22 protein-coding genes are annotated in these 25,008 nt (G+C 65.3%); 4 read left to right on the top strand and 18 right to left on the bottom strand.

From position 1 onward, the window contains the following. Window positions 1-94 precede the first annotated feature (94 nt). The 3 genes from ACFSM0_RS01995 to ade all read right to left on the bottom strand — a co-directional run bounded on the left by ACFSM0_RS01995 (window position 95) and on the right by ade (window position 3,801). Window positions 95-382: an HU family DNA-binding protein gene (locus tag ACFSM0_RS01995; protein WP_377386379.1), complete on the bottom strand. Its 288-nt coding sequence runs from the start codon at window positions 380-382 to the stop codon at window positions 95-97. A 144-nt stretch (window positions 383-526) separates the two neighbouring features. Continuing rightward, the gene (locus ACFSM0_RS02000; protein ID WP_377386382.1) at window positions 527-2,002 is read right to left on the bottom strand and encodes an AMP nucleosidase; all 1,476 of its coding nucleotides are present in this window, start codon (window positions 2,000-2,002) and stop codon (window positions 527-529) included. Further along, window positions 1,999-3,801: an adenine deaminase gene (ade, locus tag ACFSM0_RS02005; protein WP_377386384.1), complete on the bottom strand. Its 1,803-nt coding sequence runs from the start codon at window positions 3,799-3,801 to the stop codon at window positions 1,999-2,001. The genes ACFSM0_RS02000 and ade overlap by 4 nt, the downstream gene beginning before the upstream one ends. 74 nt (window positions 3,802-3,875) lie before the next feature. On the opposite strand from ade, the gene ACFSM0_RS02010 reads away from it, so the two are divergent. Continuing rightward, the gene (locus ACFSM0_RS02010) at window positions 3,876-4,724 is read left to right on the top strand and encodes an SDR family oxidoreductase (protein ID WP_377386387.1); all 849 of its coding nucleotides are present in this window, start codon (window positions 3,876-3,878) and stop codon (window positions 4,722-4,724) included. On the opposite strand, the gene ACFSM0_RS02015 is transcribed toward ACFSM0_RS02010, so the two are convergent. The 6 genes from ACFSM0_RS02015 to ACFSM0_RS02040 all read right to left on the bottom strand — a co-directional run bounded on the left by ACFSM0_RS02015 (window position 4,712) and on the right by ACFSM0_RS02040 (window position 11,900). Then, on the bottom strand, window positions 4,712-5,947 hold the full coding sequence (locus ACFSM0_RS02015) for an MFS transporter (RefSeq protein ID WP_377386390.1): 1,236 nt from the start codon (window positions 5,945-5,947) through the stop codon (window positions 4,712-4,714). The genes ACFSM0_RS02010 and ACFSM0_RS02015 overlap by 13 nt on opposite strands. 50 nt (window positions 5,948-5,997) lie before the next feature. After that, the gene (locus tag ACFSM0_RS02020; protein ID WP_377387168.1) at window positions 5,998-7,182 is read right to left on the bottom strand and encodes a TIGR03862 family flavoprotein; all 1,185 of its coding nucleotides are present in this window, start codon (window positions 7,180-7,182) and stop codon (window positions 5,998-6,000) included. A 2-nt stretch (window positions 7,183-7,184) separates the two neighbouring features. After that, window positions 7,185-8,210 carry a DNA polymerase III subunit delta gene (gene holA / locus ACFSM0_RS02025; protein ID WP_377386393.1) on the bottom strand — a complete coding sequence of 342 codons (1,026 nt, stop codon included), beginning with the start codon at window positions 8,208-8,210 and terminating at the stop codon, window positions 7,185-7,187. Next, entirely contained in the window at window positions 8,207-8,671 is a 465-nt protein-coding gene (lptE, locus tag ACFSM0_RS02030) for an LPS assembly lipoprotein LptE (RefSeq protein ID WP_377386396.1), read from the bottom strand. Before lptE ends, holA begins: the two co-directional genes overlap by 4 nt. Before the next feature lie 16 nt (window positions 8,672-8,687). Then, entirely contained in the window at window positions 8,688-11,243 is a 2,556-nt protein-coding gene (leuS, locus tag ACFSM0_RS02035; protein ID WP_377386399.1) for a leucine--tRNA ligase, read from the bottom strand. A gap of 144 nt (window positions 11,244-11,387) precedes the next feature. Further along, window positions 11,388-11,900 (bottom strand): DUF3576 domain-containing protein, encoded by a 513-nt coding sequence (locus ACFSM0_RS02040; RefSeq protein WP_377386402.1) that lies wholly within the window; start codon window positions 11,898-11,900, stop codon window positions 11,388-11,390. Window positions 11,901-12,220: 320 nt separating this feature from the next. Between ACFSM0_RS02040 and ACFSM0_RS02045 the strand changes: the two genes are divergently transcribed. Both ACFSM0_RS02045 and ACFSM0_RS02050 read left to right on the top strand, forming a co-directional pair. Then, window positions 12,221-13,174, top strand: a complete 954-nt coding sequence (locus ACFSM0_RS02045; protein ID WP_377386405.1) for a porin — start codon at window positions 12,221-12,223, stop codon at window positions 13,172-13,174. A gap of 97 nt (window positions 13,175-13,271) precedes the next feature. After that, the gene (locus ACFSM0_RS02050) at window positions 13,272-13,934 is read left to right on the top strand and encodes a YggS family pyridoxal phosphate-dependent enzyme (protein ID WP_377386408.1); all 663 of its coding nucleotides are present in this window, start codon (window positions 13,272-13,274) and stop codon (window positions 13,932-13,934) included. 28 nt (window positions 13,935-13,962) lie between these two features. Here the strand turns inward: ACFSM0_RS02050 and ribA are convergent, their stop codons facing one another. Next, window positions 13,963-15,039, bottom strand: coding sequence for a GTP cyclohydrolase II (gene ribA, locus ACFSM0_RS02055; protein WP_377386411.1), 1,077 nt, complete (start codon window positions 15,037-15,039; stop codon window positions 13,963-13,965). Window positions 15,040-15,189: 150 nt separating this feature from the next. Between ribA and ACFSM0_RS02060 the strand changes: the two genes are divergently transcribed. Beyond that, on the top strand, window positions 15,190-15,876 hold the full coding sequence (locus tag ACFSM0_RS02060; RefSeq protein WP_377386414.1) for a response regulator transcription factor: 687 nt from the start codon (window positions 15,190-15,192) through the stop codon (window positions 15,874-15,876). Between the two features lie 133 nt (window positions 15,877-16,009). On the opposite strand, the gene ACFSM0_RS02065 is transcribed toward ACFSM0_RS02060, so the two are convergent. The 8 genes from ACFSM0_RS02065 to purH form a co-directional block, all read right to left on the bottom strand. Beyond that, complete coding sequence (locus ACFSM0_RS02065; RefSeq protein WP_377386417.1) at window positions 16,010-16,354, bottom strand: DUF3775 domain-containing protein; 345 nt, start codon at window positions 16,352-16,354, stop codon at window positions 16,010-16,012. A gap of 55 nt (window positions 16,355-16,409) precedes the next feature. Continuing rightward, window positions 16,410-17,573, bottom strand: a complete 1,164-nt coding sequence (locus ACFSM0_RS02070) for a DNA recombination protein RmuC (RefSeq protein WP_377386419.1) — start codon at window positions 17,571-17,573, stop codon at window positions 16,410-16,412. Beyond that, complete coding sequence (mutL, locus tag ACFSM0_RS02075; protein WP_377386422.1) at window positions 17,570-19,438, bottom strand: DNA mismatch repair endonuclease MutL; 1,869 nt, start codon at window positions 19,436-19,438, stop codon at window positions 17,570-17,572. Before mutL ends, ACFSM0_RS02070 begins: the two co-directional genes overlap by 4 nt. A gap of 48 nt (window positions 19,439-19,486) precedes the next feature. Then, window positions 19,487-20,803 (bottom strand): M16 family metallopeptidase, encoded by a 1,317-nt coding sequence (locus tag ACFSM0_RS02080; protein ID WP_377386425.1) that lies wholly within the window; start codon window positions 20,801-20,803, stop codon window positions 19,487-19,489. Further along, window positions 20,800-22,203 (bottom strand): M16 family metallopeptidase, encoded by a 1,404-nt coding sequence (locus tag ACFSM0_RS02085; protein WP_377386428.1) that lies wholly within the window; start codon window positions 22,201-22,203, stop codon window positions 20,800-20,802. The genes ACFSM0_RS02080 and ACFSM0_RS02085 overlap by 4 nt, the downstream gene beginning before the upstream one ends. 100 nt (window positions 22,204-22,303) lie before the next feature. After that, the gene (locus ACFSM0_RS02090) at window positions 22,304-22,864 is read right to left on the bottom strand and encodes a DUF3035 domain-containing protein (protein WP_377386431.1); all 561 of its coding nucleotides are present in this window, start codon (window positions 22,862-22,864) and stop codon (window positions 22,304-22,306) included. 71 nt (window positions 22,865-22,935) lie between these two features. Beyond that, window positions 22,936-23,415, bottom strand: coding sequence for a signal peptidase II (lspA, locus tag ACFSM0_RS02095; RefSeq protein ID WP_377386434.1), 480 nt, complete (start codon window positions 23,413-23,415; stop codon window positions 22,936-22,938). Window positions 23,416-23,421: 6 nt separating this feature from the next. Next, window positions 23,422-25,008, bottom strand: a complete 1,587-nt coding sequence (purH, locus tag ACFSM0_RS02100; protein WP_377386437.1) for a bifunctional phosphoribosylaminoimidazolecarboxamide formyltransferase/IMP cyclohydrolase — start codon at window positions 25,006-25,008, stop codon at window positions 23,422-23,424.

The following is a 25,008-nucleotide window of genomic DNA, read 5'->3' on the forward strand; positions in this document are numbered from 1 at the left end:
GCGACACCGTTCGGGCAAGAGAAAGGCCGCCCTGCCGGTGCAGGACGGCCCAAACCCGTGGCCCCGGGAGGAGAGGCCAGATGCGGGGCGAGGATCAGCCGTTGACGCTGTCCTTGAGCGCTTTCGCGATCGTGACTTTGACCTGTTTGTCAGCCGGCTTCATCATCGTGTCGCCGGTCGCCGGGTTGCGCACCATGCGCTCCGGGCGGGCTTTGCAGGAGACCTTGCCGATCCCCGGCAGCGTCACGGCGCCACCGGCAGCCACTTCCTTCGTCACGACGTCAGCGATGGCATCGAGCGCAGCGGTGGCGGTTTTCTTGTCCGAGCCCATGGCTTCGGCGAGGGCGGCCACCAGCTGGGTCTTGGTCATCGGTTTCGACATGGATTATCCTCTCATATGCCCCTTATGACGGGGCTGATCTGACCGTTTGAACGGTTTGGTGCGCCCTCTAACACACCGTTTTTTTCAACAAGGCAAGCCTTTTCGGGCGCTTTGGCGGTTTTTCGCCCCGGCGCGGGAGAGGGGTCACAGGAAGGCGGTCTCGTCAAAGGAGCGCAGCTTCCGGCTATGGATGCGCTCCAGCGGCATGTCGCGCAACTTTTCCATCGCCCGCACACCGATCAGGAGGTGATTGGCCACCTGCGTGCGGTAGAACTCCGTTGCCATGCCGGGGAGCTTCAGCTCGCCATGCAGCGGCTTGTCGGAGACGCAAAGCAGCGTGCCGTAAGGCACCCGGAAGCGGAACCCGTTCGCCGCAATGGTGGCGCTTTCCATGTCAAGCGCGATGGCGCGGCTCTGGCTGAGCCTTTGCACCGGGCCGGACTGGTCGCGCAGCTCCCAGTTGCGGTTGTCGATCGTCGCCACGGTGCCGGTGCGCATGATCCGCTTGAGCTCATAGCCCTCAAGCCGGGTGATCTCTGCCACCGCCTCTTGCAATGCCACCTGCACCTCTGCCAGGGCCGGGATCGGCACCCAGACCGGCAGATCATCATCAAGCACATGATCCTCGCGCAAGTAAGCATGGGCGAGCACAAAATCGCCAAGGCTTTGCGAATTGCGCAGCCCCGCGCAATGCCCCACCATCAGCCACGCATGGGGCCGCAGCACGGCAATATGATCGGTTGCCGTTTTCGCATTCGAGGGGCCGACGCCAATGTTGACCAGCGTGATCCCGTTCCCGTCCGGCCGCTTGAGGTGGTAGGTCGGCATCTGTGGCAGCTTGGTCAGCGCAGGGATTGGCGCTGCCGGGTCCGTGATCTCGACATTGCCCGGCGCCACAAAGCTTGTGTAGCCCTGCGCCGGGTCTGCCAGCATCCGCCGCGCCACCACCTCGAATTCATCGACATAGAACTGGTAGTTGGTGAACAGCACGTGGTTTTGGAAATGCTCGGGCAGGGTGGCGGTGTAATGGGCCAGCCGGGCCAGCGAGTAATCCACCCGTTGCGCGGTGAAGGGGGCAAGATGGGCCGATCCATCGGCATGAAGCCCCGCCGTGCCATTGACGATGTCGTCGTTCATCGAGGCGAGCGCGGGCACGTCAAACACGTCGCGCAGCGAAATGCCAAGCGCCCCCTCTTGCGGCACCATCACGCCGGGCTGGGCGGCCACGGCAAAATGCACCGGAATGGGCGTTGTCGAGGGGCCGATGCGCACCGCGGCATCGTGGTTGCGCATCAAAAGGCCAATCTGCTGCGTCAGATAGTTGCGGAACAGATCGGGGCGCGTGATCGTGGCCGAATAGGTGCCCGGCTCGGAGACATGGCCAAAGCTGAGGCGGCTGTCCCCCTTTTTGTGCGAACCAACCGTGAGCCGCACCTCCGGGTAAAAGGCGCGATACCGCGCCGAAGCGGCGCCCGTTGCCAGCACCGCATTGAATTTTTCGAGCAGAAACCCCGTCGCCTCGGCATAAAGCGCCTCAAGCCGGGCCACGGCTGCGGCGGCATCGGTGAAATATTCCGGGTCTGTGTGCGGAGAGGTCTGGATCGTCAGCGGGTCGGTCATTCGAAAAGCTCGGTCAGTTGAAACTTGGTCACGTCGACAAGGCCAAGATCAGAGATGCGGATCTCCGGGATCACGACCAGCGCCAGCAATGAATGTTGCATATAGGCGTTGTTGAGCGCGCATCCACAATCGGCCATCGCCGCAACCATGGTTGCGGCACGCGCCGCCACCTCGGCCGCCGGGTCGTCTGACATCAGCCCGGCAATCGGCAAGGGCACCGCGGCGATCTCTGCCCCGTCTTTCCAGACCGAGATCCCGCCCCCCATTGCGCCCAGGCGGTTCGCCACAGCCGCCATGCTCTCGCGGTCGGTGCCCACCACGATCATGTGGTGGCTGTCATGGGCAACGGTGGAGCCGATCGCCATCCGGCCCTTGTAGCCAAAACCGGAGACGAAGCCGTTCACCACCTGCCCCGTGCCGCGGTGCCGCTCGACCAGCGCGATCTGCGCCACATCTTGCGCTTCATCGGGCTGGGCGAGCCCATCGGCGACAGAAAGCTCCCGCACCAGCGCCTTCGTCGGCGCCTGATTCTCCACCACGCCGATCACCTTGGCGGTGACGGTATTCGCGCCCTCGGGCGCATGGATGGCAAAATCCTCCGCCGTCAGATGCTTGCCCAGATGAACGGTTTCGCGCGCATGCGCGGGCCAGTCATAATGTGGGCAAGGCACTTTCAGCACGCCCGCCTCGGCCACCACCTGACCGCGCGCGATCACCATCTCGACGGGGAGCGTGGCAAGGTCGGAGGTCAGGATCACATCTGCCCGCCGCCCCGGCGCAATCGAGCCAAGCTCGCGTTCAAGCCCAAAATGCGCCGCCGTGTTCACCGTGCACATCTGCAAGGCAATCAGCGGATCACAGCCGCAGGCAACCGCATGGCGATAGGCGCGGTTCATATGCCCCTCGTGCACCAGCGTGCCGGAATGGCAATCATCGGTGCACAGGATGAAATTGCGCGGATCGAGCCCCTTTTCGGTCACTGCGGTGATCTGGCTTTCCACGTCATACCAGGCCGAGCCGAGCCGCAGCATCGCCCGCATTCCCTGCCGCACACGCGCCACCGCATCGGCCTCGCAGGTGCCTTCATGGTCATCCGCCGGCCCGCCCGCCGCATAGGCGCGGAAGGGCGCGCCAAGATCGGGCGAGGCATAATGCCCGCCCACGGTCTTGCCCGCATTCTGCACCGCAGCAATCTCGGCGAGCATCTTTGCATCGGCGTTGATCACGCCCGGAAAGTTCATCATCTCGCCCAGCCCGATGATGCCGGGCCACGCCATCGCCTCGGCCACATCCTCGGGCGTGATCTCGAACCCCGTGGTCTCGAGCCCCGGCGCGGAGGGCGCGCAGGAGGGCATTTGCGTAAAGATGTTGACGGGCTGCAACTGCGCCTCGTCATGCATCATCCGCACGCCCGCAAGGCCGAGCACATTGGCGATCTCATGCGGATCGGTGAACATTGTTGTCGTGCCATGCGGGATCACCGCGGCGGCAAATTCGGCAGGCGTGAGCATGCCGGATTCGATATGCATATGCGCATCGCAAAGCCCCGGCAGCATGTAGCGGCCCGCGGCCTCGATCACCACGGTCTCGGGGCCGATTGCGGACGAAAGATCCGGCGCAATGGCGGCAAAACGGCCCTCGGCAATCGCAATATCAAAGCCCTCGAGCACTTCGCGGCTTTGCACGTTGACCCATTTGCCGTGACGGATCACCATTTCGGCGGGGGCGCGGCCAGCGGCGACGGCCACCAGGCGCGGCGCGGCTTCAGGCCATGATTTCAGTGGTTTCATCTGTTCCATGCCACAGGGTGCCACTGCTTCTTGCGCTTCGCAAGTGACGAGGTGATGACTAGGGGACGCAAAAGGGGAACGAGATGAAAACGCTGCTCTCGATCGGTCACGGATATTCGGCCCGCGCGCTGGGACGCCTGCTTCTGGCGCAGGGCTGGCGCGTCATCGCCACCACGCGAAGCGTTGAAAAAGCAGAATTGCTGCGCAGCGAAGGGCTGGAAGCCATGGTCTGGACGGGCGGTCCCCTGCCGCTTGAAGAGGCCACGCATCTGCTCACCTCGGTGGCGCCGGACCGCATGGGCGACCCGGTTCTTGCTGCGCAGAAAGAGGCCATTGCTGCAGCGCAGCATCTGGCATGGGCGGGGTATCTTTCCACCGTTGGCGTCTATGGGGACCATGGCGGCGGCTGGGTCGATGAGGAGACCCCGCTCACCCCCACCACCGAGCGGGGCCGGGCGCGGGTGGCGGCCGAAGCGGATTGGCAGCGCCTCGGCCTGCCGCTCCATATCTTCCGGCTCGCGGGGATCTACGGGCCGGGCCGCGGCCCCTTTGCCAAGGTGCGCGCGGGCGCGGCGCGGCTGATCGTCAAGCCCGGGCAGGTGTTCTCCCGCATCCATGTCGACGACATCGCGCAGGTGCTCGCCGCCTCGATCGCCCATCCGAGCCCGGGGCGCATCTACAATGTCTGCGATGATGCGCCCTCGCCGCCCGAGGATGTGCTTGCCTATGCCGCCGAACTGCTGGGCCTGCCGCGCCCACCCGAAGAACGCTTCGATCCGGCGCAGATGACACCGATGGCGGCGAGCTTTTATGCCGAGAACAAGCGGGTGCGCAACGACCGGATCAAGGCGGAGCTGGGCGTGACGCTCCTTTACCCCGATTATCGCGCCGGTCTGGAAGCGATCCTGAACGCCGAGACTCAGGCGGGCTGAGCGCGCAATGGCCGCTCGCGCACCGGCAGGTGCACGAGCGCCGAGAAGGCGCCGACCCCCACCCCGACCCACCACACCAGCGTGTAATCTCCCGCGATGTCGTAAAGCCGCCCGCCGAGCCAGACGCCAAGAAAGGCGCCAAGCTGGTGCGAGAAGAACACGAGGCCATAAAGCGTGCCCATGTAGCGCAGCCCGTAAAGATCCGCCACGAGCCCGGAGGTGAGCGGCACGGTGGCCAGCCAGAGCGCGCCCATCACCAGCGAGAACACAAGCACCGAGCCCGGCGTGATTGGCGCGAGGATGAAGGCGGCGGAGGCGATGGTGCGCAAAAGGTAGATGGTGGCGAGCAGATATTTCTTGCTCCAGCGCCGCCCGGCCCAGCCGGCAAAGATCGTCCCCGCAATGTTGGCAAGGCCGATCACCGCAATTGAAAAGGCGCCGAGCGCCGATTGCGTCTCGATCCCGAGGGCCGCGAGCATCGAGCCCGGCGGCACCGCGCCGCACATCTCGGTGATCATCGCCGGGAAATGCGCGGTGATGAAGGCAAGCTGATACCCGCAGGAGAAAAATCCCATGAAGATCAGGATGAAAGACGGGTCGCGCAGCGCGCGGGCAACCACTTCGCCCATGCTCTCGTCGCTGGCGGAAGGCGCCGTGCGCGCCGGGCCGCGCAGCATCGGCAGGGCGAACAGCGCACAGAGAATCAGCCCCGCAAACAGCAAAAACACCGTCTGCCACGGGAAATAGGCGAGCAAACCCTCTGCGAGCGGCGCGCCGAACACCTGCCCCGCCGAGCCTGCCGCCGTGGCGATGCCAAGCGCGAGCGAACGGTTCGCATCCGAGGCCGCGCGCCCCACCACCGCCAGAAGCACGCCAAAGCCGGTGCCCGCGATACCGAAGCCCACGAAGATTTCGAGCAGATCATGCTGCCAGGGCGCGGTGGCAAAAGCCGAGAGCACAAGGCCCAGCGCATACATCAGCGCGCCAAGCACAATCGCGCGGCGGTCGCCGAAACGCTCGGCAATCGCGCCAAAGATCGGCTGACCGATCCCCCAGGCAAGGTTCTGGATCGCGATCGCGAGGCTGAACTCCGCGCGCGGCCAGCCGAACTCGGTGGCAATCGGGATCTGGAACACGCCAAACGAGGCGCGAATCGCAAATCCGAGCATCAAGATGATGGCCCCGCCGATCAGGACGGGGGAAATGAGGCGGCTCTCGGTCATTGGCGTCTCCCTGGCGCGAGGAGCCAGTTCGCCATGCGGCGTGAGCTGCGTCAATCGGCTGATTGTGCCGGGAACAATCGCGCGGCGGCAGCGCTCCCCGCGGCGTCGCCCGTGGCAAGGCAGCCGGTGAGCAGATAGCCCCCTGTCGGCGCCTCCCAGTCGAGCATCTCCCCCGCCGCAAAAACGCCGGGCAGCGCCTTGAGCTCCAGCCCATCGGTCAGGGCCGTGGCGGCGATGCCCCCGGCGGAAGAGATCGCCTCGGCGAGCGGTCGGGGGCCGTGATGCGCGACGTCAAGGCCCTTGATCTTGCGCGCGAGCGCCAGCGCGTCAGATGGCAGCGGGCGGCCCCATTCGTTCAGAAGCGCAAGCTTCACCGGGTCAAGCTTGAGCGCCTTGCGCAGCCGGTTTTGCAGGCTCTCCCGCGGGGAGATGCGGCTGATCCGGTGGGCAACGGCATCGCGGTCGAGATGGGGCAGCAGGTCCAGATGCAAGGGCGCGCCGTCGCGCACGGCAGCCGCGATGGCATAGACGCCACCGCCCTCGATGCCGCGCGTCGAGAGCACGAATTCGCCCCGGCTCACCTGCCCCGGCACACAGAGCGCCGCGCCCTTGACCGGCTGGCCCAGATGCGGCGCCATATGCGCCGACCACTCCACACAAAGCCCCATATTGGCGGGGCGGAACGGCGTGATCTCAACGCCCCTTTCCATGAGCCACGGCAGCCAGGCGGCATCGGAGCCAAGCCGCGGCCAGCTTGCCCCCCCAAGGGCGAGAACCGTGACCGCAGGCGCAAGCGTTCGAGCGCCCGCGGGCGTCTCGAAGCGAAAGCCCTCCCCCTCGAACCCTGCCCAGCGCCAGCGCGTGCGCAGCTCAACCCCAAGCTCCTCGAGCCGCGCCAGCCATGCGCGCAGCATCGGCGAGGCTTTCATCTCGACCGGAAACACCCGCCCCGTGGAGCCGGTGAACAGCGTCACGCCGAGGCCGCGCGCGAGCCCCATCACCCCCTCGGGGCCAAAGCGGGCGATATGGGGGCGCACCCATTCCGGGCTATAGGCGGCAAGGAAGGCGGCGGGTGATTCGTCCTTTGTCAGGTTCAACCCCGACTTCCCGGCCATCAGGAACTTGCGCGCAGGCGTCGGCTTCGCCTCCGCGATCACCACCCGCGCGCCCGCGCGGGCGAGCCGTTCCGCCGCGATCAGGCCCGCCGGGCCTGCCCCAATCACAAGCGCCTGCACCATCAGTGTTTTGCCGCCATGCTGGCGAGCCGCATCAGCGCGCGTTCGATCACCGCCATCTGCGGCGCGCGCGACGACGAGCGCAGCGTGAGATCGGCCTCGATCAACACTTTGAGCGCCTCGTCGAGCCGGAACACACCCCATTTTTGCGCCTGCCCCTGCAGCCGGTCGCGCCGCGGGCCAAACACCGGCGGGCGCATCCGCGCAATGCCCGAGCCCGGGCCCGCCGGGTCCGAGGCCGCCATATGCAGCGTGCGGAAATGGCGCGTGGCCATGATCGCAAGCGTCACCGGCGCTACCCCCTGCCCTTCGATCCGCCGCATCATCTGCGCGAATTCCGGCACCCGCCCCTCGGCCACGAGATCAAGCGCCACGTCAACTTCGGCCTCCACCGTCGCCGGCGCGCACAGCGAGACTTCATGCGGCGTGAGCGGGGTCGCGTCGCCATGCTTGTACAGCGCGATCTTTTCGATGGTCTGGCGGAAATCGCCCGGATCGAGCGCGCGCGACAGCGCGAGGATGTCGGTCATCGTTTCGGCGGGCACATGGGCAAGGCCCGCCTTTTTCAAAATATCCTCGATTTCCTCGCGGCTCGGCGGGTCATCGTAGATGCCGATCGCATAGGCGTTGGCATGGCCCTCAAACACCTTGCGCAGCGCCGATTTTGCCGTGAGCGCGCCTGCGGTGGCGATGATCTGCGCATCGCCCGGCGCCCAGGCCTTCACCGCGGCGGCAAAGGCGGGGGCGGTGCCATCGGTCGCCTCTTCCACAAACACCACGCGCGGGCCGGGAAAAAAGCCGATCTCCTTGATCGCATCGAGCACAAGGCCGGGCTGGCGGCGCAGATCGCCCCCCGAAAGGCGCGTGAGTCGCATCTCCCCCTCGCCTTCGGGGCCGATGAGCGCGGCGATCACTTCCTGACGGCGCAAGGCCACCCGCATCGCATCGGCGCCAAAGATCAAAAGCCCGAGCCGCGCCGGATCGGGCTTGGCGAAATAGCGGACCGCCTGCGCGCCCGCGAGCTTCATTGCGGCAGCGTTCCGGCCTGCGCCAGAAGCCGGGTGATGGTCTGGTCGGCGAGCATCCGCATCAGGCGGCGATGCGCGTCTTCCTCGGCGGCAGAGGTGGCCACGACGGTGCCCGAGGCGGACCACGAGGTAAAGCTCGACACTTTCCCTGCCATCAGCACGGCATCAGTCCCGGCGTCATGGAGCCGATAGTCGGCGCTGCCCGTGAGCGAATAACGGGTGGTGGCGCCATCAGGCGTGATCGCCTGACCGAGCCGGGCGGTGGTGATCTTGTAGGCAAGGCGGTAGCGCGCGGTGCCGGGCGGATTGAGCCGCTCCGCGATGCGGCGCACAAAGTCGAAATCATCGCGCGTCTGCGGCGCATCCGGGGCAACCGCGCCCAGAAGCTTGCTGCCGCCGCCCGCAGGGCCATAGGCGGGGGTGAAGCCGCAGCCTGCCAGCGCCGCAGCGCTGGCCAGCATCAGAAAGTTCCGGCGATCAGATGACCACATTGACGATGCGCCCCGGCACGACGATGAGCTTTTTCGGCTGGCCACCGGCCAGCGCCTTTTGCACAGCATCGTCGGCCAGCACGATCTTTTCAACCTCCGAGGCGGGCATATCTTTCGGCACGGTGACTTCGCCCCGCCGCTTGCCATTGATCTGAATCGGCAAGGTCACCGAATCTTCCACCAAAAGCGCCGGGTCTGCCTGCGGCCAGGCCGCTTGCACCACAAAGCCCGCACCGCCCAGCGCGGCCCAGATGTCTTCGGCCAGATGCGGCACCATCGGCCCCATCAGCTGCGCCATCAGCTTCATGGCCTCGCGTTTGACCGCGTTGGAGGCTGCCGATTTCTGCATTGCATTGGCGAGTGTATAAAGCGCCGCCACCGCCTTGTTGAAGGCGAAGCCCTCGATCGAGCGGGTGACCTCGTCAATCGCCTTGTGGGTGGCCTTGAGAAGGGCGGCATCTTCCGCACCGCCCGCACCGCCCGCGCCTTCGGCGATTTCACTGGCAATCCGCCAGACCCGGGCAAGGAACTTGGAGGTGGCTTCGGCGCCTGCCGCCGTCCATTCCACATCGCGCTCGGGCGGGCTGTCGGACATCACGAAGAACCGCGCCGTATCGGCACCGAAATCGGCGATGATATTCATCGGATCGACCACGTTCTTCTTCGATTTTGACATTTTCGCCGAGGGGATGATCTCGACCTTTTCGCCGGTGGCCTTGAGCGTGCCAGCCTCGCGGTCGACCTCTTCGGGCAGGTGATAAATTGGCCGCCCGCCCGGCTCGCGGGTGAGGTAGATTTCATGCGTGACCATGCCCTGCGTGAAAAGCGCATTGAAGGGCTCGATCGCCTTTTGCGGCAGGTGGCCGGTTTTCTGCATCGCGCGGGCAAAGAAGCGCGAATAGAGCAGGTGCAGGATCGCATGCTCGATGCCGCCGATATATTGATCGACGTTCATCCAGTAATCGGCATCCTCCGCCACCGTGGGCGTGCTCGCATGGGGCGCGGTGAAGCGCGCGTAATACCACGACGAATCAACGAAGGTGTCCATCGTATCGGTCTCGCGCTTGGCCGCGCCACCGCAGTTCGGGCAGGCGCAGTCGCGCCAGGTGGGGTGGCGGTCGAGCGGGTTGCCGGGCTTGTCGAAGGCCACGTCATCGGGCAGCCGGACCGGGAGGTTTTCCTTTTTCTCGGGCACCACGCCGCAAGAGGCGCAATGCACCACCGGAATCGGGCAACCCCAGTAGCGCTGGCGCGACAGGCCCCAGTCGCGCAGCCGGTATTTGGTGACGCCCTGGCCAAAGCCCTTGTCTTCCGCAAAGGCGATGGCCGAGGCCACGCCCGCCTCGCCGGTCTGCACCGTCTCGCCCGCAAAGCCGCGGATATAGCGCACGGTTTCCGATTTCATCGGCACGAAGGCCTCGGTGAGCGGAGCCTCCTCGGCGCCTTCGGCCACAAACACCGGGTTGATCGGCAGCTTGTATTTGGAGGCAAATTCAAAGTCGCGCGGGTCATGCGCGGGGCAGCCGAAAATCGCGCCGGTGCCGTAATCCATCAAGATGAAGTTCGCGATCCAGACCGGCAGTTCCCAATCCGGGTCGAGCGGATGTTTCACGCGAAGGCCGGTATCGCGGCCGATCTTCTCTGCCGTTTCAATCGCTTCCTCGGTGGTGCCGCCCTGGCGGCATTTCGCCAGAAACGCGGCCATCTCCGGGTCTTGCGACTCAAGCAGCTTGGCCAGCGGATGGTCGGGCGAAATCCCCACGAAGCTCGCGCCCATCAGCGTATCGGGGCGGGTGGTGTAGCAGTCGATCTTTTCGAAGCCTGCGGGGGCCGCAACGGTCTCAAAGGAGAACTGCAGGCCGCGCGACTGGCCGATCCAGTTCGCCTGCATCACCCGCACCTTCTCGGGCCAGTCCTTCAGCCCGTCGAGCGCCGAGAGCAGCTCGCCCGCAAAATCGGAGATCTTGAAGAACCACTGCGTGAGTTCCTTGCGCTCCACGAGCGCGCCCGAACGCCAGCCGCGCCCGTTCTCCACCTGCTCGTTCGCGAGCACCGTCATGTCGACCGGGTCCCAGTTCACCACGGCGTTCTTGCGATAGACGAGCCCGGCCTCAAGCATGTCGAGGAACATCGCCTGTTGCTGGCCGTAATACTCCGGGTCGCAGGTGGCAAACTCGCGGCTCCAGTCGATGGAAAGCCCCAAAGGCTTCATCTGCGCGCGCATGTCGGCGATATTGCCATAGGTCCAGTCTTTCGGATGGCCGCCGCGCTCCATCGCCGCGTTTTCGGCGGGCATGCCGAAGGCGTCCCAGCCCATCGGGTGCAGCACCGAAAACCCGCACGACATCTTGTAGCGCGCCACCACATCGCCCATCGTGTAGTTGCGCACATGGCCCATGTGGATGCGCCCCGAGGGGTAGGGGAACATTTCGAGCACGTAGTATTTCGGCCGGGCCGGATCGCGGCGCGCCGTGAACACGCCCTCCGCATCCCATGCGGCTTGCCATTTCGTCTCGCTCTGGCTCGGCTCGTAACGCGACATCGCGGCCCCTCGTCCTTCAATCTGGCGGAATTGTTGCGCCCTGCTATACCGCAGCCGCCCCAAAGGTCCAGAGACGAGCCGCTCAGGCGACAAAAAACCCCGCCGAAGCGGGGCTTTCGATTCATCTGGCGGCGCGGCTCTGGCTTAAAGCCCCGACTCGCGCACCCGGATCTGGCGCGCCCGGGTGAGGATCGCATCTTCCACGGCCCGCACCGTTTCCGCCGAAACCGTGCCGCCGCGGCTTTCGAGCGAGACCTTGAGCGAGCGCGCATCCAGCGCCGGATCACTAACATGAATCGTCGCGCGATACGCGCGCCCACCGCCCGGCGGCGTGCCGTAGCCCGTCACGATCAGCCCGGAGAACGGATCAACCGTTTCGATCGGCAGGAAGTCGAGCACTTCGAGCGAGGCGTTCCACAGATAACGGTTCACCTCGAGCCGGACATTCGGATCATCCTCGTTGGTGAACAGATCCCCGAGTTTCGAGCCGCGCTTCTCCCGCGCGGCGCCGGTATAAGATGCGTTGCTGGCACTCGCGGCCGATTGCTTGGGCGAGCCCCAGGAAAACAGCTTGCCGCTTGAGATGCCGCCGCAACCTGCCACCGTCAACGCGAGTCCCAGCACCGCCGCGGTGCGCAGAAAGGTTGCTGTATTCATCGGATCGACTGCTCCCGTCGGCTGAGCTCTTGGCTTTTCCTGTCTCTAGCCCATGCCCCGCGGGGCGACAAGATTTTTCCCCCGCCGTCACGCGCAGGTGCCCGCTCGCACAATCCGGGCCGGAGAATGGCGGCACGACGGCGGCGCCCTCATCGCCAACCCGGCGCGGAGGCACTGTGGCAAAGCTGCACCACGAGGGTTGCCTTTGTCCGCACCGGTCCCGTTTTCGTTGCAATGTCAGGCGGGGCGAGAGAAAAAGCCTCCATACCCAACTCGGATTCCCCTGAGTTGGGGCTGACCTTAGCAGAATGAGGGAAACAATGAAAAAGCTTCTCATCGCGTCGACCGCGCTCGTGCTGACCGCCGGCGCCGCGGCCGCTGACATCTCCATCTCGGGCTACGGCCGTTTCGGCCTCGGCTACACCTCGGCGGACCTCAACCCGACCGGTGGCGAGTCGAGCACCTGGGTTGAACAACGTATGCGTCTGAACATCGTCGCGTCGACCACCTCCGATATGGGCGTGGAATTCGGTGCGAAAATGCGGATGCAATACGACGACGGCGACTCCGCTGTTGCCGGTAACCGCGCTCAGTTCTTCGTGTCGTATGAAGGCTTCTACGCTCAAGTCGGCAACGTCACGACCGCCATCGACGAAGACACCTCGGGTCTCTTCTACGCGACGGAAATCGGCCTGACCGACACCGGCTTCGGTGACTCGCGTTCGGACTTCTTCGCCTATGAGTCGAAAGCTGGCAACGCCAACAAAATCGGCCTCTACGGCAAATACACGATCTCCGGCGTGACCGTCGAAGCGTCGTACATCAACCCCGACCACTACGACTTCGGCCTCGCGGTTGAAGACGAAAGCTCGCTCGTTGTGTCCTACGCCGCTGGCCCGCTCACCGTGGGCGCTGGCGCGGTCTGGAACGGTGCCGGCATTGACGGCAACGACATCTGGTATCTGGGCGGCAAATACGCGATCAACGACATGTTCTCGGCCGGCCTGACCTACATCGACGAAGGTGAAGTCGCTGGCCTCGACCTCGGCTCGACCACCTCGATCTACGGCACCTACACCGTCGGCGCCCTCGGCGTGACCGCCTATGTCGCTCAAATCGACGACTACGATGCGGCTCTGGTCTACGAAAACGACACCTCCTACGGTGTTGGCGCTTCGTACGACCTTGGCGGCGGCGTGAAACTGCTCGGCGCGGTGCACAGCACCTACGACGACGAAACCTACGCCGAAGCCGGTGTGAAATTCGCGTTCTGATCTTTCAGAACCTGAATGGGAAAGAGCGGGCCTTGGCCCGCTCTTTTCTTTTTTGCCCTGCCGTGCTGGATTGGCCCGGATCTGACGGAGGAACGATATGGGACTGGCAGAGATCACGGCGCGGGTGAGCGCCGCCGAAGCGGCCGCCGGGCGCGCGCCCGGTTCGGTTGCGCTGATCGCCGTGTCGAAAGTGCAGCCGCCCGAGCGGGTGGTGGCGGTGCTGGACGCCGGGCAGCGGCTCTTTGGCGAGAATTACGTGCAGGAAGCCGCGGGCAAATGGCCCGCATGGCGGGCGCAATATCCCGGCGCGCGCGTGCACATGATTGGCCCCTTGCAAACCAACAAGGCCAAACAGGCGGTGGAGCTGTTTGACGCGATCCACACGCTCGACCGCCCCGCGCTTGCCACCAAACTGGCCAATCTCGCGCAGAGGCGCGGCGCCAGCCCGGAGCTTTTCGTGCAGGTGAATACCGGTGCCGAGCCGCAAAAGGCGGGCGTTCTGCCCGAGGCGGTCGACAGCTTCATTGCCGATTTGCGCGCGATGGATCTGCCCTTGGCCGGGCTGATGTGCATCCCGCCCGAGCACGAAGACGCCGCGCCGCATTTTGCGCGGCTGGCCGAGCTTGCAAAGCGCAACGGGCTCACCGGCCTCTCGATGGGGATGAGCTCGGATTTTGAGGCGGCGATTGCCGCAGGCGCCACGCATGTGCGCGTCGGCTCGGCGATTTTTGGCGCGCGGGATTACAGCGCGCGCGGCTAGGCCTTGGCGCAACCGGGCGCGCGGCCGATCACAGCAAGTGCCCCGATTTCGCCGCCTTGGTGGCCAGATAGGCCGCGTTATGCGGGCTCAGCCCCACTTTCAGCGGCACCCGCTCCGCCACGGTGATGCAATGCGATTCGAGCATGCGCACCTTGGCGGGGTTGTTCGTCATCAGCCGCACCGATGAAAAGCCGAGCTTGCGCAGGATTGCGGCGCCAATGCGAAAATCGCGCTCGTCATCCTCAAAGCCGAGCCGATGGTTCGCCTCGACCGTGTCAAACCCCTGATCTTGCAGCGCATAGGCGCGCATCTTGTTGGCAAGCCCGATGCCGCGCCCCTCCTGATTGAGGTATAAAAGCACCCCCGCCCCTTCCGCCCCCATCTGGCGCAACGCGGCATCAAGCTGGGGCCCGCAATCGCATTTGAGCGAGCCGAGCACATCGCCGGTAAAACAGGCCGAATGAAGCCGGGCCAGCACCGGCAAGGCGCGGTCGGGCGATCCGATCTCGATCGCGTAATGCTCCTCGCCGCCATCGTCGGGGCGGAAGATGTGCAGCCGCCCCTTTTCCGCCGCGCGCATCGGCACGCGGGCGGCGGCAACCGGCGCGAAAGCCGTCTCTTCCGAGATCAGCGCCAGCGTCTGTGCCGCATCGAGATGGGTGAGCCCCTCCGGCGCGGCGCCCGTCAGCGGCACAAGCAGCGCCGCGGGCAAAAGCTGCGCGGTCTTGGCAAGCAAGATCGCGGCGCGCGCAGGCACCGCATCGCCCTCGCGCAGGGACGACAGCGGCCCCTTCATCGGCATCCTCAGATCATCCGCCGGGTCGGCAAGCGCGCGCAGCCAGGCCAGATCCGCATCTTCGGGCACCCGGACCCGCGCGAGGTCGTTATCATAAACGCGCGCCTTGAGCGTTTCCGCCCGCCAGGCGGTGAGCGCGAGCGTGAGCGCCCCGAGCCCGCGCAGCGCGGTGAGCCGCTCGACAGAGAGCGTCTCGACCGCCACGGCCAGCTGGCCAGACAGCACGACAGGCAGCCCCATGCGCAAATCGGCGCGGGCGCGGTTGATACGTTCGGCGAGGCTCGGGCCAAGGGAAAGGGGCGTTTGCATGGCACAAGAGATAGCGACGCCCGTAACAAATTGAAACACTTCCCCGTGCTGCGTCACCCTTGCGTGAGAAAGATTTCACGCCCCTTGCCGCGGACGTGATCCACCTCCAGCTTCGGCAAAACGCCCAAATCGAAGAAGAAGGAGGCAAAGATGGCGGGATTGAAGAAGATCCTTCTGGTGGATGACGACGACGACCTGCGCGAGGCGCTGGCCGAGCAGCTCGCCGCGACCGAGGAATTCGAGGTTTTCGAAGCGGTCTCGGGCGCCGATGGCGTCGAAAAGGCGAAGGCCGCGCTTTATGACATCGTCATGCTCGATGTGGGCCTGCCCGACACCGACGGACGCGAGCTGTGCAAGAAGCTGCGCAAACAGGGCGTGAAATGCCCGGTCATCATGCTCACCGGCCATGATACCGATGCCGACACCATCCTCGGCCTCGATTCGGGCGCGAATGATTACATCACCAAACCGTTCAAATTCCCGGTGCTGCTCGCCCGCGTCCGCGCCCAGCTGCGCACGCATGAACAGTCGGAAGATGCGGTGTTCCAGCTTGGCCCGTATACGTTCAAACCGGCGATGAAGATGCTGATCGACGCGAAAGAGCGCAAGATCCGGCTGACCGAAAAAGAGACCAACATCCTGAAGTTCCTCTACCGGGCGCAAGATGGCGTGGTGGCGCGCGATGTGCTCTTGCATGAGGTCTGGGGCTATAATGCAGGGGTGACCACCCACACGCTGGAGACCCATATCTACCGGCTGCGCCAGAAGATCGAGCCCGATCCCTCGAACGCGCGGCTGCTGATCACGGAATCGGGCGGCTACCGGCTGGTGGCCTGACGCGTGGGGGCTTTGTCCCCGCACCCCGTGAGAGAATGGCCGCACGAAAATCCCGGCCCTCGGCTTTGCAAAAATATCCCGGGGGGAGGCTGCGCTGCAGCCGGGGGGCAGCGCCCCCCTCTCCGCCCGGGTCTCAGACCGAACGGTTGATGTCTTCCTCGGCCTCTTCGAGGCTGATGCCAAGGGCGTTGAGCCCGTCTTCGAGGTAATCGGCCAGCATCGGGATGCCGAGCAGATAATCTGCGGTGGGCGCGGTGGCCTCGGTTTTGGCCGTGGCATAGGCCTCCTCGAATTCGGAGGCATCAAAGGTTTCGCGGCCGATCCACATCACGGCGGTGAGCGCGGCCTGCTCGTCCTCATTGAGGTTCTCGATGAAGGCGCGCAGCTCGCGCCCCTGCCCCGCGCCCGGAAAATCGGCATCGAACTTGCGCGCGCGGATGATGATATTGGCAATTTTCGACGGGCTGATGGGCAACATGATGGCTCTCCTCCGCCCTCAGTCTCGCCGCTCACGTCTTTGTGCGCAAGCCTATTCAGCGCTCCAGCGGCACGACATTGGCAGGCCCCTGCGGCGCGCTGGACGCAAGCTCCTCGAAATCGAAATTGTCGAGCCGATGCGCGCGCTTTCCGGCCTTTTCGGCGGAAATGCGGATCTCTTCGATGTCCTTTGCCGCCATGGCAAAATGCCGGTCAAGGTTGGACACGCGCCCTCCCAGCCGCTCGACATCGGCATAAAGCGCGGCCAGTTCGCGCCGGATCGCCCCCGCCTGCGCGCGCATCCGCGCGTCTTTGAGCACCGCGCGCATCGTGTGCAACGTTGCCATGCAGGTGGTGGGCGAGACAATCCAGACCTTTGCGGCAAAGCCCTCGCGCACAAGTTCGGGAAAGTTCGCATGCAGCTCGGCATAAACCGCCTCGGACGGCAGGAACATCAGCGCGCCATCGGCGGTTTCACCCTCAAGGATGTAGCGGTCGGCAATGGCGCGGATGTGGCTGCGCACCGCGATCCGCATCATCCTTTGCGCCTCGATCTTCTGGCTCTCGTTTTCGGCGCGCCGCAGCGCCTCATAGGCCTCAAGCGGGAATTTGCTGTCCACCACAATCGGGCCGGGCGGGTTGGGCAGATAAATGAGGCAATCGGCGCGCCGCCCGTTTGACAGCGTGGCCTGCATGGTGAAGGCATCAGAGGGCAGCGCCTTCCTCACAATGTCATGAAGCTGGATCTCGCCAAACGCGCCGCGGGTCTGCTTGTTGGACAAAATATCCTGCAGCCCCAGCACATTGCCCGAGAGCTTCTCGATATTCGCCTGCGCCTTGTCAATCGCCTCAAGCCGCTCCTGCAGCGCGCCAAGGCTGCGCGCGGTGCGGGTGGCCGAACCATGCAGGCTCTCGCTCATGGCGCGGTTCACCTCGGCCAGCCGCGCCTCCATCAGCGCGAGCATTTTGGTTTGCGCCGCCGCCTGCGCCTCGCTCACATGATGAAGCCCGCCCGCAAGCTGGTGCTGGCCGTCCGAGAGCGCCTGCACCCTTTGCGTCAGCGCGATCAGGTTGCCGGTGAGCGGGTCCATCGCGCGAGACGCACGGCCTGCGCTGCGCAGCACCGCAAGCAGCAGCAAAAGCACCAGAGCCGCGACCGCGAGCGCCCCCTGCACGAGCGGGTCGTGAAGGTCGATCAGATGCGTGCCGATCTCGATCATGTGCGCCCGAACAGCCGCTCGATATCGGAGAGCTTCAGTTCCACATAGGTGGGCCGCCCGTGGTTGCACTGGCCCGAATGCGGCGTCGCCTCCATCTCGCGCAAAAGCGCGTTCATCTCTTCCACGCGCATCTGCCGCCCCGAGCGGATCGAGCCGTGGCAGGCCATGCGGGAAAGCACCGCCTCGATGCGCGCCTGAAGCTTCAGGCTTTCCCCCAGATCGGAAAGCTCATCCAGCACGTCGCGCAAGAGCGCGCCCGCATCAATCTCGCCCAAAATCGCCGGGGTCTCGCGCACGGCAATGGCAGCGCCCCCAAAGGGCTCGATGGTGAGGCCGAGGCGCTCAAGATCCGCCGCCGCCTCAAGGAGCCGCGCCGCGTCGGAGGGGGAAAATTCGACAATCTCGGGAATGAGCAGCGCCTGCGCCGCCACGCCCTTTTCCGCCATCTGCTTTTTCAGCCGCTCATAGACAAGGCGCTCATGCGCGGCATGCTGGTCGACAAGCACCATCCCGGTCTCGGTCTGGGCGACGATGTAATTTTCATGCAGTTGCGCACGCGCGGCACCCAGAGGGCGGCGGGTGAGTTCGGGCGTCGCCTCCGGCACGGGCTCGACCCGCGCGCTGGGGGTGAAGGGCTCGGCAGGGGCGCCGGTGAAGGGCTGCGGCGCCTCGTCAAAACTTGAGAGCGGCATCTGCGCGGCGTAAGCGCTGCGGATCGCGCCATAGCTGGGCCGGTCCATCTGATAGATGCGCGGCGGTCCCGCGGGTTCGGGCTGCATCGCGCCCAGCGTTGCCGTGGCAACGGTGGAGGAGGCGCGGTGGCCCGCCTGCGCCAGCGCATGGCGAATGCCCGTGACAATCAGCCCGCGCGGCACGCCCGCCTCACGAAACCGCACCTCCGCCTTGGCGGGGTGCACGTTCACATCGACCCGCTCGGGCGCGCAATCGAGAAACAGCACCGCTGCCGGATGCCGGTCGCGGGAGAGGAAATCCATGTAAGCGGCGCGCAGCGCACCCAGCAGCATCTTGTCGCGCACCGGGCGGTGATTGACGAACAGGAACTGCTCGATGGCAGCCCCGCGCGAATAGGTGGGCAGCGCGGCATAGCCGGTGAGCCGCAGCCCCTCGCGCTCGGCATCGAGCCGCACGGCATTATCGGAAAACGCGCGGCCGAGCACCCGGCCAAGGCGCGCGGCGAGCGCATCAAACAACTCACCCTGTTCGGCATCGGCGCGGAAAAGCTCGCGGCTCTCCGCGCTCACATCGCGCAGCGTAAAGCTCACATAGGGCGCGGCCATCGCGAGGCGCTTGACCACATCGGCAATCGCCTGCGCCTCGGCGCGGTCGGAGCGCAGAAACTTGAGCCGCGCCGGGGTGGCGTAAAAAAGATCGCGCAGCTCAACAACCGTGCCACGGGTCAGCGCTGCGGGCTTGACCGCGCCAAGCTGGCCGCCCGCAACCGTGATCTGCGCAGCATCGAAGCCTTCCGCGCGCGAGGTGAGCGTGAGCCGGCCCACCGCCCCAAGGCTCGGCAGCGCCTCGCCCCGAAAGCCGAAGCTACGAATGTTGAGCAAATCACTGCCGTCGATTTTCGAGGTCGCATGGCGCGACAGCGCAAGCGGCAGGTCTTCGGCGGTCATGCCGCAGCCGTCGTCGGTGATGCGAATGAGGGTCTTGCCCGCATCGGCATAGGCCACGTCGATCCGCCGCGCGCCCGCATCGAGCGCGTTCTCGACAAGCTCCTTCACCGCCGAGGCGGGGCGCTCCACCACCTCGCCCGCGGCAATGCGGTTTGCCGCGGCTTCATCCAGTTGCCGGATCACGGGGCGCTCGTTCGCGCTTATATTGCGGGGGTCTGCGTTCATTCCACTAGGGATAGCACAGCCCGGAGGGCGCCCCAAGAGATTCGGGCGTTACTTCAGCCCGGCAGGCTGCCCCACCACGACAAAGCGCAGATCCTCGGGCTTGAGCAGCCGCGCTGCAACGCGGGCAATGTCTTCCTTGGTCACCGCATCCACCTTGGCATTGCGGCTGTTGATATAATCGACCGGCATATGGTTGAGCTGCATCCCGGCAAGGATATCGGCGATATTGCCATTGCCGTCAAAGCGCAAAGGATAGGCCCCGGTCAGATAGGTCTTGGCATCTGCCAATTCCTTGTCGGTCACCTCGCCCGTTGCCGCCTTCGCCCATTCCGCCTTCACGATCTCCATCGCCTCGGCAACCTTTTCATTGGCGGAGGCAAAGCTCCCCTGCCAGGTCTCCGAGAGATCCTTCGGCACAAGGTAGGTATAGATGCCATAGGTCAGGCCACGTTTCTCGCGCACCTCTTCCATCAGCCGCGAGGAAAAGCCGCCCGCGCCAAGGATCTGGTTGAGCACATAGGCCGCGAAGAAATCCGGGTCTTCCATCGACAGCCCGGCCTCGGCAAAAGCCACCACGGATTGCGGCGTATCAAAGGGCACGACGGTGGTGCCGCCGGTCAGCTTCAGCTCCGCCCGCGGCGGCATGTCCGCGCCACGCGCAGGCAGATCGCCCAAAAGCGCATCGAGCATCGGGCCAAGTTCGGCGGGCGTGATATCTCCCACCGCAGAGACCACCAGCCGGTCCTTGGCCATCACCCGGGCCTTGGCGTCAAACAGATCCTCGCGGGTCAGCCCCTGCACGCTTTGCACGGTGCCGTTGAGCGAAGAGCCATAGGGGTGATCGCCATAGGCGAGCGCGCGCAGGGCCTTGCCTGCCAGCGCGTTGGGATCTTGTTCATCCGAGGCAATGATCGAGAGCACCTGGCCGCGCACCCGGTCCATCGAGGCCTGGTCGAAATGCGGCTCGATCAGGGCGCCGCGCAACAGCGCCACCGCCTTGTCGCGGTTTTCCGTGAGCATCCGCGCCGAGACGGCGAGCGCGTCATCATCCACATCAAAGCGGAAACTCGCGGCCAGCGCCTCCTGCGCGGCGGCAAAGCCCTGGCTGTCAAGCTCGGCGGAGCCCTCCTCAAGCGTTGCCGTCATCAGGTTGATCGCGCCGCGTTTGCCCGGCGCATCAAGGCTCGCGCCGCCGCGAAAGCGGATTTCGAGCGCCGTGAAGGGGATGTCATGCGCTTCGACGAGCCAGGCATGGATGCCGCCGGGCGAGGTCACTTCCTCGATTTCGAGCGCCTGCGCGGGGAGCGCCGCAAGCACAAGGGCAAGGCCAAAAAGCGCGGTGCGGATTCGGGCAAACAGGCTCATTGCGTCACCTCCGCACCAAGACCCGCAGGCAGGGCCGGGGCCCCGGCGGCCACTGGGTCGACGCCCTCCCCGGCCTCGGGTTCGGCGTAAACCGTAACCGCATGCGCCGGGTCGAGCACCGCTTTGGCGGCGGCCATCACATCTTCGGGCGTCACCTGCATCAGCACCTCGGGCCAGGCCTGCACATCCTCGATGGAAAAGCCCGAGGCCAGCGCCTCGCCATAGCGCCGCGCCAAGGCCTGAGTGTCGTCCTCTTCATAAATCTCGCCCGCGCGGATCTGCGTGCGAATGCGCTCAAACTGCGCCGGATCGACCCCGCCTTCGAGAAAGTCCTTCAATGCCGCATCAAGCGCCGCCTCGACCTCGGGCAGGGTCACATCTTTTGCGGGCATGACCGCGAGCGACAAGGTGGTCTTGTCGATCGACATGCCATCATAACCCGCCGACGCATGGATCGCGTCGCCGGTTTCAAACAGAAGCTTGCGCCCCAGAACCGAAGTGGCGGAATTGCCCCCGAGGATCTCCGACAGGATGGTCAGCGCCGCAGCGGTTTTCTGGTCGCCCGGATTGCGCTCGGGGGCGAGATAGGTGCGCATCAGATAAGGCTGTGCAATGCGCGGATCGTGAAACACCAACCGCCGTTCGGCCAGCTGCGGCGGCTCCTGCGGGCGGATGCGCTCGGGAATATCTTCCGAGGGGGCGAGCGGGCCATAGTATTTTTCGGCCAGCGCCTGCACCGCCTCGGGCGTCACATCGCCCGCCACCACCAGAACCGCATTGTTGGGCGCGTAATAGCGCGTGTACCAGGCGATCGCATCATCGCGGGTGAGCTCTTCCATCTCCTGCCGCCAGCCAATCACCGGCGTGCCATAGGGGCTGTTGAGGAATTGCGCCGCCCGCATCTGCTCCCCCAGAAGCGCGCCGGGGTCACTGTCGGTGCGCTGCGCGCGCTCTTCGAGAATCACGTCGCGCTCGGTCTGCCAATCATCGGGCGAGATATGCAGATGCCGCATCCGGTCGGCTTCCATCTTCATCACCAGTTCCAGCCGGTCGGCGGCGATGCGCTGGTGATAGGCGGTGTAATCATAGGAGGTGAAAGCATTGTCCGAGCCGCCATTGGCCGAAACGGTCTTGGAAAGCTCTCCCGCCGCCATCGTATCGGTGCCCTTGAACATCAGGTGCTCAAGGTAATGCGCGATCCCCGATTTGCCGCGGATCTCATCCGCCGAGCCCGCCTTGTACCAGACCATCTGCACCACCACCGGAGCGCGGTGATCCTCGATCACCACGGCCTCGAGCCCGTTGGGCAGGGTGAAATGGCTCACCGGAGCGGCGAATCCGGCCATCGCGGCGAACTGAGTCGAAACGGCGATGGCAACGGCGGCAAAGCTTGCGCGCATGGGGTCTCCTCCCTCGATCGGGTCAGATTAGCGGCACCCGGAGGGGAGGCAAACCATCGCCGTCACGCCTGACGCAGGTTTGAACGGCCGTGACGGCAGGTCATTCGCTCTTGGGCAGCAGATCTTGCGCCGCGCCCGAAGGCGGAGCCGCAGGGGTGCGCAGCCCGGCCCGGCGCCAGCGCTCGATCTCGGCTTCCTGGTCAAGCGACATCGGCGCGTAAGCCCTCAGATAGGTGTTCACGCCAAACAGCTTTTCGAGGAACTTGCCATCGTTCTTGCGACGATATTCGAGGTCTTCATCGGCAAGCGTCGTGCGAATGCCGGCCTCGGCCCCAAACCGCCCGGCGCGCGCCACCAGCGCGCCATCGCCCGCAGGCACGCCCGCCGTCCGCAGCCGGTCGGCGTTGCCGCCCAGCGCCGCAATGGCATCGGCCTCGGGCGTCGGATCGGTCAGGTTGCTGCCGCCCGGCGTCGGCGCCGGCAGCGCGGCCAGATCCTCGGGCATTTCGAGCGGTTTTGTCGGCAAGATGCCAAATTCATCCGGCCCGGGCGAATCCGAACGCAGATGCATGAGTTGCGGCGCCTTGTCGGAACGACCACAGCCAGCCAAGGCCAGCGCCAACACCAGCGCAATCCCGAGCTTGTCCGTCACCGATCGCATGAGCACCCTCGTCGCAGTTTCAAGCCTCGTCTTAGCCTATCGTCGCATCCGCGTCACGCCCCAAAGGCGGCTCAACGGCGGCGTTTCGCTTCCCCCTCGCCGGTGAAGAGCACCAGCCCCGCCGCCCCCAGGAAGATGGCGATATCGGCAATGTTGAAGGAATAAGGATTTTGCCAGATCGGCAGCGACATGTTGAGAAAATCGGCAACCGCCCCATAGGCGAGCCGGTCGATCACATTGCCGAGCGCGCCGCCGATCAAGAGCCCCGCAGAAACGGTGACGCGGGCCAGATGCCGCCCGCGCCCGACCCAGAGCCAGACCCAGAGCGCAATCGCCAGCGCCACCACCACGAGCACCCAGCGGGTGATCTCGTCCTCACCCGAAAAAAGCCCGAAGTTGATGCCCCGGTTCCACGCCATGCGCAGGTTGAGCCACGGCGGGAGCAGGTCGATTGCCCCCACCCGGTCGAGCCCCATCCCGTGCACGACGATGTATTTTGACGCCTGATCGAGCATCAGGACGAGGGCAGCAGTCCAGGCAGCGGTGCGCATCAGGGCTCAGTGCCGGAAGTGGCGCATGCCGGTGAACACCATCGCAAGGCCGCGCTCATCGGCTGCGTCGATCACATCTTGATCGCGCATCGAGCCGCCCGGCTGGATGATCGCCGTCGCCCCCGCCTCGGCGGCGGTGATCAGCCCGTCCGCAAACGGGAAGAACGCGTCCGAGGCCACCACAGAGCCCTTGGTGAGCGGCGCGGAAAGGCCCATCGCCTCGGCCATGTCTTCGGATTTGCGCGCGGCAATCCGGGTGCTGTCCACGCGGCTCATCTGGCCGGCGCCCACGCCGACAGTGGCGCCGTCCTTGACGTAGATGATCGCGTTCGACTTGACGTGTTTCGCCACTTTCCACGCAAAGAGCAGGTCTTTCAGCTCCTGTTCGGAGGGGGCGCGCTTGGTGACGACTTTCAGGTCATCGCGCGTAATGGCGCCATTGTCCTTGCCCTGCACAAGGAAGCCGCCCGCCACTTGCCGGAAGGTGGTGATCGCCGCTTTCGGGTCCGGCAGGGCGCCGGTGGTCAAAAGCCGCAGGTTCTTTTTCGCGGCAAAGACGGCTTTTGCCTCATCGGTCGCCTCGGGGGCGATCACGACCTCGGTGAAGATCTTCACGATCTCTTCCGCGGTGGCGCCGTCCAGCAACTGGTTCAGCGCGATGATGCCGCCAAAGGCCGAGGTGCGGTCACAGTCAAAGGCCCGGGTATAGGCCTCGCTCAGCGTTGCACCGGTTGCCACGCCGCAGGGGTTGGCGTGCTTGATGATCGCGCAGGCGGGCGCCCCGGTGCCGAATTCCGCCACCAGCTCGAAAGCCGCGTCGGTATCGTTGATGTTGTTGTAGCTCAGCTCCTTGCCCTGATGCTGGGTCGCGGTGGCAACGCCGGGGCGATTCGAGCCATCAAGGTAGAAGGCCGCCGATTGATGCGGGTTCTCGCCATAGCGCAGGCTTTGCGCGAGCGTGCCGGCAAAGGCGCGGCGACGCGGCGTTTCTTCGCCAATCGCGCCCGCCATCCAGGTTGAAACGGCGGCATCGTAAGCGGCGGTGCGGGCATAGGCGATCTGCGCCAGCTTGCGGCGGAAGGCGAGCGTGGTGGCGCCGTCGTTGCGGTCGAGCTCTTCCAGAACTGCGGCGTAATCTTCCACATCGACCACGGTGGCGACGAATTCGTGGTTTTTCGAGGCGGCGCGGATCATCGCCGGCCCGCCAATGTCGATATTCTCGATGCAATCATCATAGGCCGCGCCTTTCGCGACAGTGGCCTCGAACGGGTAAAGGTTGACGACAAGAAGGTCGATCACCTCGATCCCGTGCGTCTCCATCGCGGTCAGATGTTCGGTGTTGTCGCGCAGCGCCAAAAGCCCGCCATGCACTTTCGGGTGCAGGGTCTTCACGCGGCCATCCATCATCTCGGGGAAGCCCGTCACCTCGGCCACGTCGCGCACGCTCAAGCCCGCCTCGCGGAGCGCTTTTGCCGTGCCCCCGGTCGAGAGCAGCTCCACGCCGCGCGCGGCCAGCGCCCGGGCAAAATCAACGAGCCCGGTCTTGTCGGAAACCGAAATCAGGGCGCGGGTGAGGGGAACAGATCTGGTCAC

Origin of the sequence: Rhodobacter lacus, assembly GCF_042683065.1 — a bacterium.
Classification (GTDB): Bacteria; Pseudomonadota; Alphaproteobacteria; order Rhodobacterales; family Rhodobacteraceae; genus Rhodobacter; species Rhodobacter lacus.

What these genes read in the sequence shown, in the direction of transcription:
- ACFSM0_RS02010 (WP_377386387.1), top strand. Translation starts at nt 3,876, where the DNA reads ATGAAAACGCTGCTCTCGATCGGTCACGGATATTCGGCCCGCGCGCTG.
- holA (WP_377386393.1), bottom strand. Translation starts at nt 8,210, where the DNA reads ATGAAGCTCGCGGGCGCGCAGGCGGTCCGCTATTTCGCCAAGCCCGAT.
- ACFSM0_RS02000 (WP_377386382.1), bottom strand. Translation starts at nt 2,002, where the DNA reads ATGACCGACCCGCTGACGATCCAGACCTCTCCGCACACAGACCCGGAA.
- ACFSM0_RS02070 (WP_377386419.1), bottom strand. Translation starts at nt 17,573, where the DNA reads ATGATCGAGATCGGCACGCATCTGATCGACCTTCACGACCCGCTCGTG.
- ACFSM0_RS02080 (WP_377386425.1), bottom strand. Translation starts at nt 20,803, where the DNA reads ATGAGCCTGTTTGCCCGAATCCGCACCGCGCTTTTTGGCCTTGCCCTT.
- lptE (WP_377386396.1), bottom strand. Translation starts at nt 8,671, where the DNA reads ATGCTGGCCAGCGCTGCGGCGCTGGCAGGCTGCGGCTTCACCCCCGCC.
- lspA (WP_377386434.1), bottom strand. Translation starts at nt 23,415, where the DNA reads ATGCGCACCGCTGCCTGGACTGCTGCCCTCGTCCTGATGCTCGATCAG.
- ACFSM0_RS02085 (WP_377386428.1), bottom strand. Translation starts at nt 22,203, where the DNA reads ATGCGCGCAAGCTTTGCCGCCGTTGCCATCGCCGTTTCGACTCAGTTC.
- mutL (WP_377386422.1), bottom strand. Translation starts at nt 19,438, where the DNA reads ATGAACGCAGACCCCCGCAATATAAGCGCGAACGAGCGCCCCGTGATC.
- leuS (WP_377386399.1), bottom strand. Translation starts at nt 11,243, where the DNA reads ATGTCGCGTTACGAGCCGAGCCAGAGCGAGACGAAATGGCAAGCCGCA.
- ACFSM0_RS02050 (WP_377386408.1), top strand. Translation starts at nt 13,272, where the DNA reads ATGGGACTGGCAGAGATCACGGCGCGGGTGAGCGCCGCCGAAGCGGCC.
- ACFSM0_RS02090 (WP_377386431.1), bottom strand. Translation starts at nt 22,864, where the DNA reads ATGCGATCGGTGACGGACAAGCTCGGGATTGCGCTGGTGTTGGCGCTG.
- ACFSM0_RS02065 (WP_377386417.1), bottom strand. Translation starts at nt 16,354, where the DNA reads ATGTTGCCCATCAGCCCGTCGAAAATTGCCAATATCATCATCCGCGCG.
- ACFSM0_RS02060 (WP_377386414.1), top strand. Translation starts at nt 15,190, where the DNA reads ATGGCGGGATTGAAGAAGATCCTTCTGGTGGATGACGACGACGACCTG.
- ade (WP_377386384.1), bottom strand. Translation starts at nt 3,801, where the DNA reads ATGGAACAGATGAAACCACTGAAATCATGGCCTGAAGCCGCGCCGCGC.
- ribA (WP_377386411.1), bottom strand. Translation starts at nt 15,039, where the DNA reads ATGCAAACGCCCCTTTCCCTTGGCCCGAGCCTCGCCGAACGTATCAAC.
- ACFSM0_RS01995 (WP_377386379.1), bottom strand. Translation starts at nt 382, where the DNA reads ATGTCGAAACCGATGACCAAGACCCAGCTGGTGGCCGCCCTCGCCGAA.
- ACFSM0_RS02045 (WP_377386405.1), top strand. Translation starts at nt 12,221, where the DNA reads ATGAAAAAGCTTCTCATCGCGTCGACCGCGCTCGTGCTGACCGCCGGC.
- ACFSM0_RS02015 (WP_377386390.1), bottom strand. Translation starts at nt 5,947, where the DNA reads ATGACCGAGAGCCGCCTCATTTCCCCCGTCCTGATCGGCGGGGCCATC.
- ACFSM0_RS02040 (WP_377386402.1), bottom strand. Translation starts at nt 11,900, where the DNA reads ATGAATACAGCAACCTTTCTGCGCACCGCGGCGGTGCTGGGACTCGCG.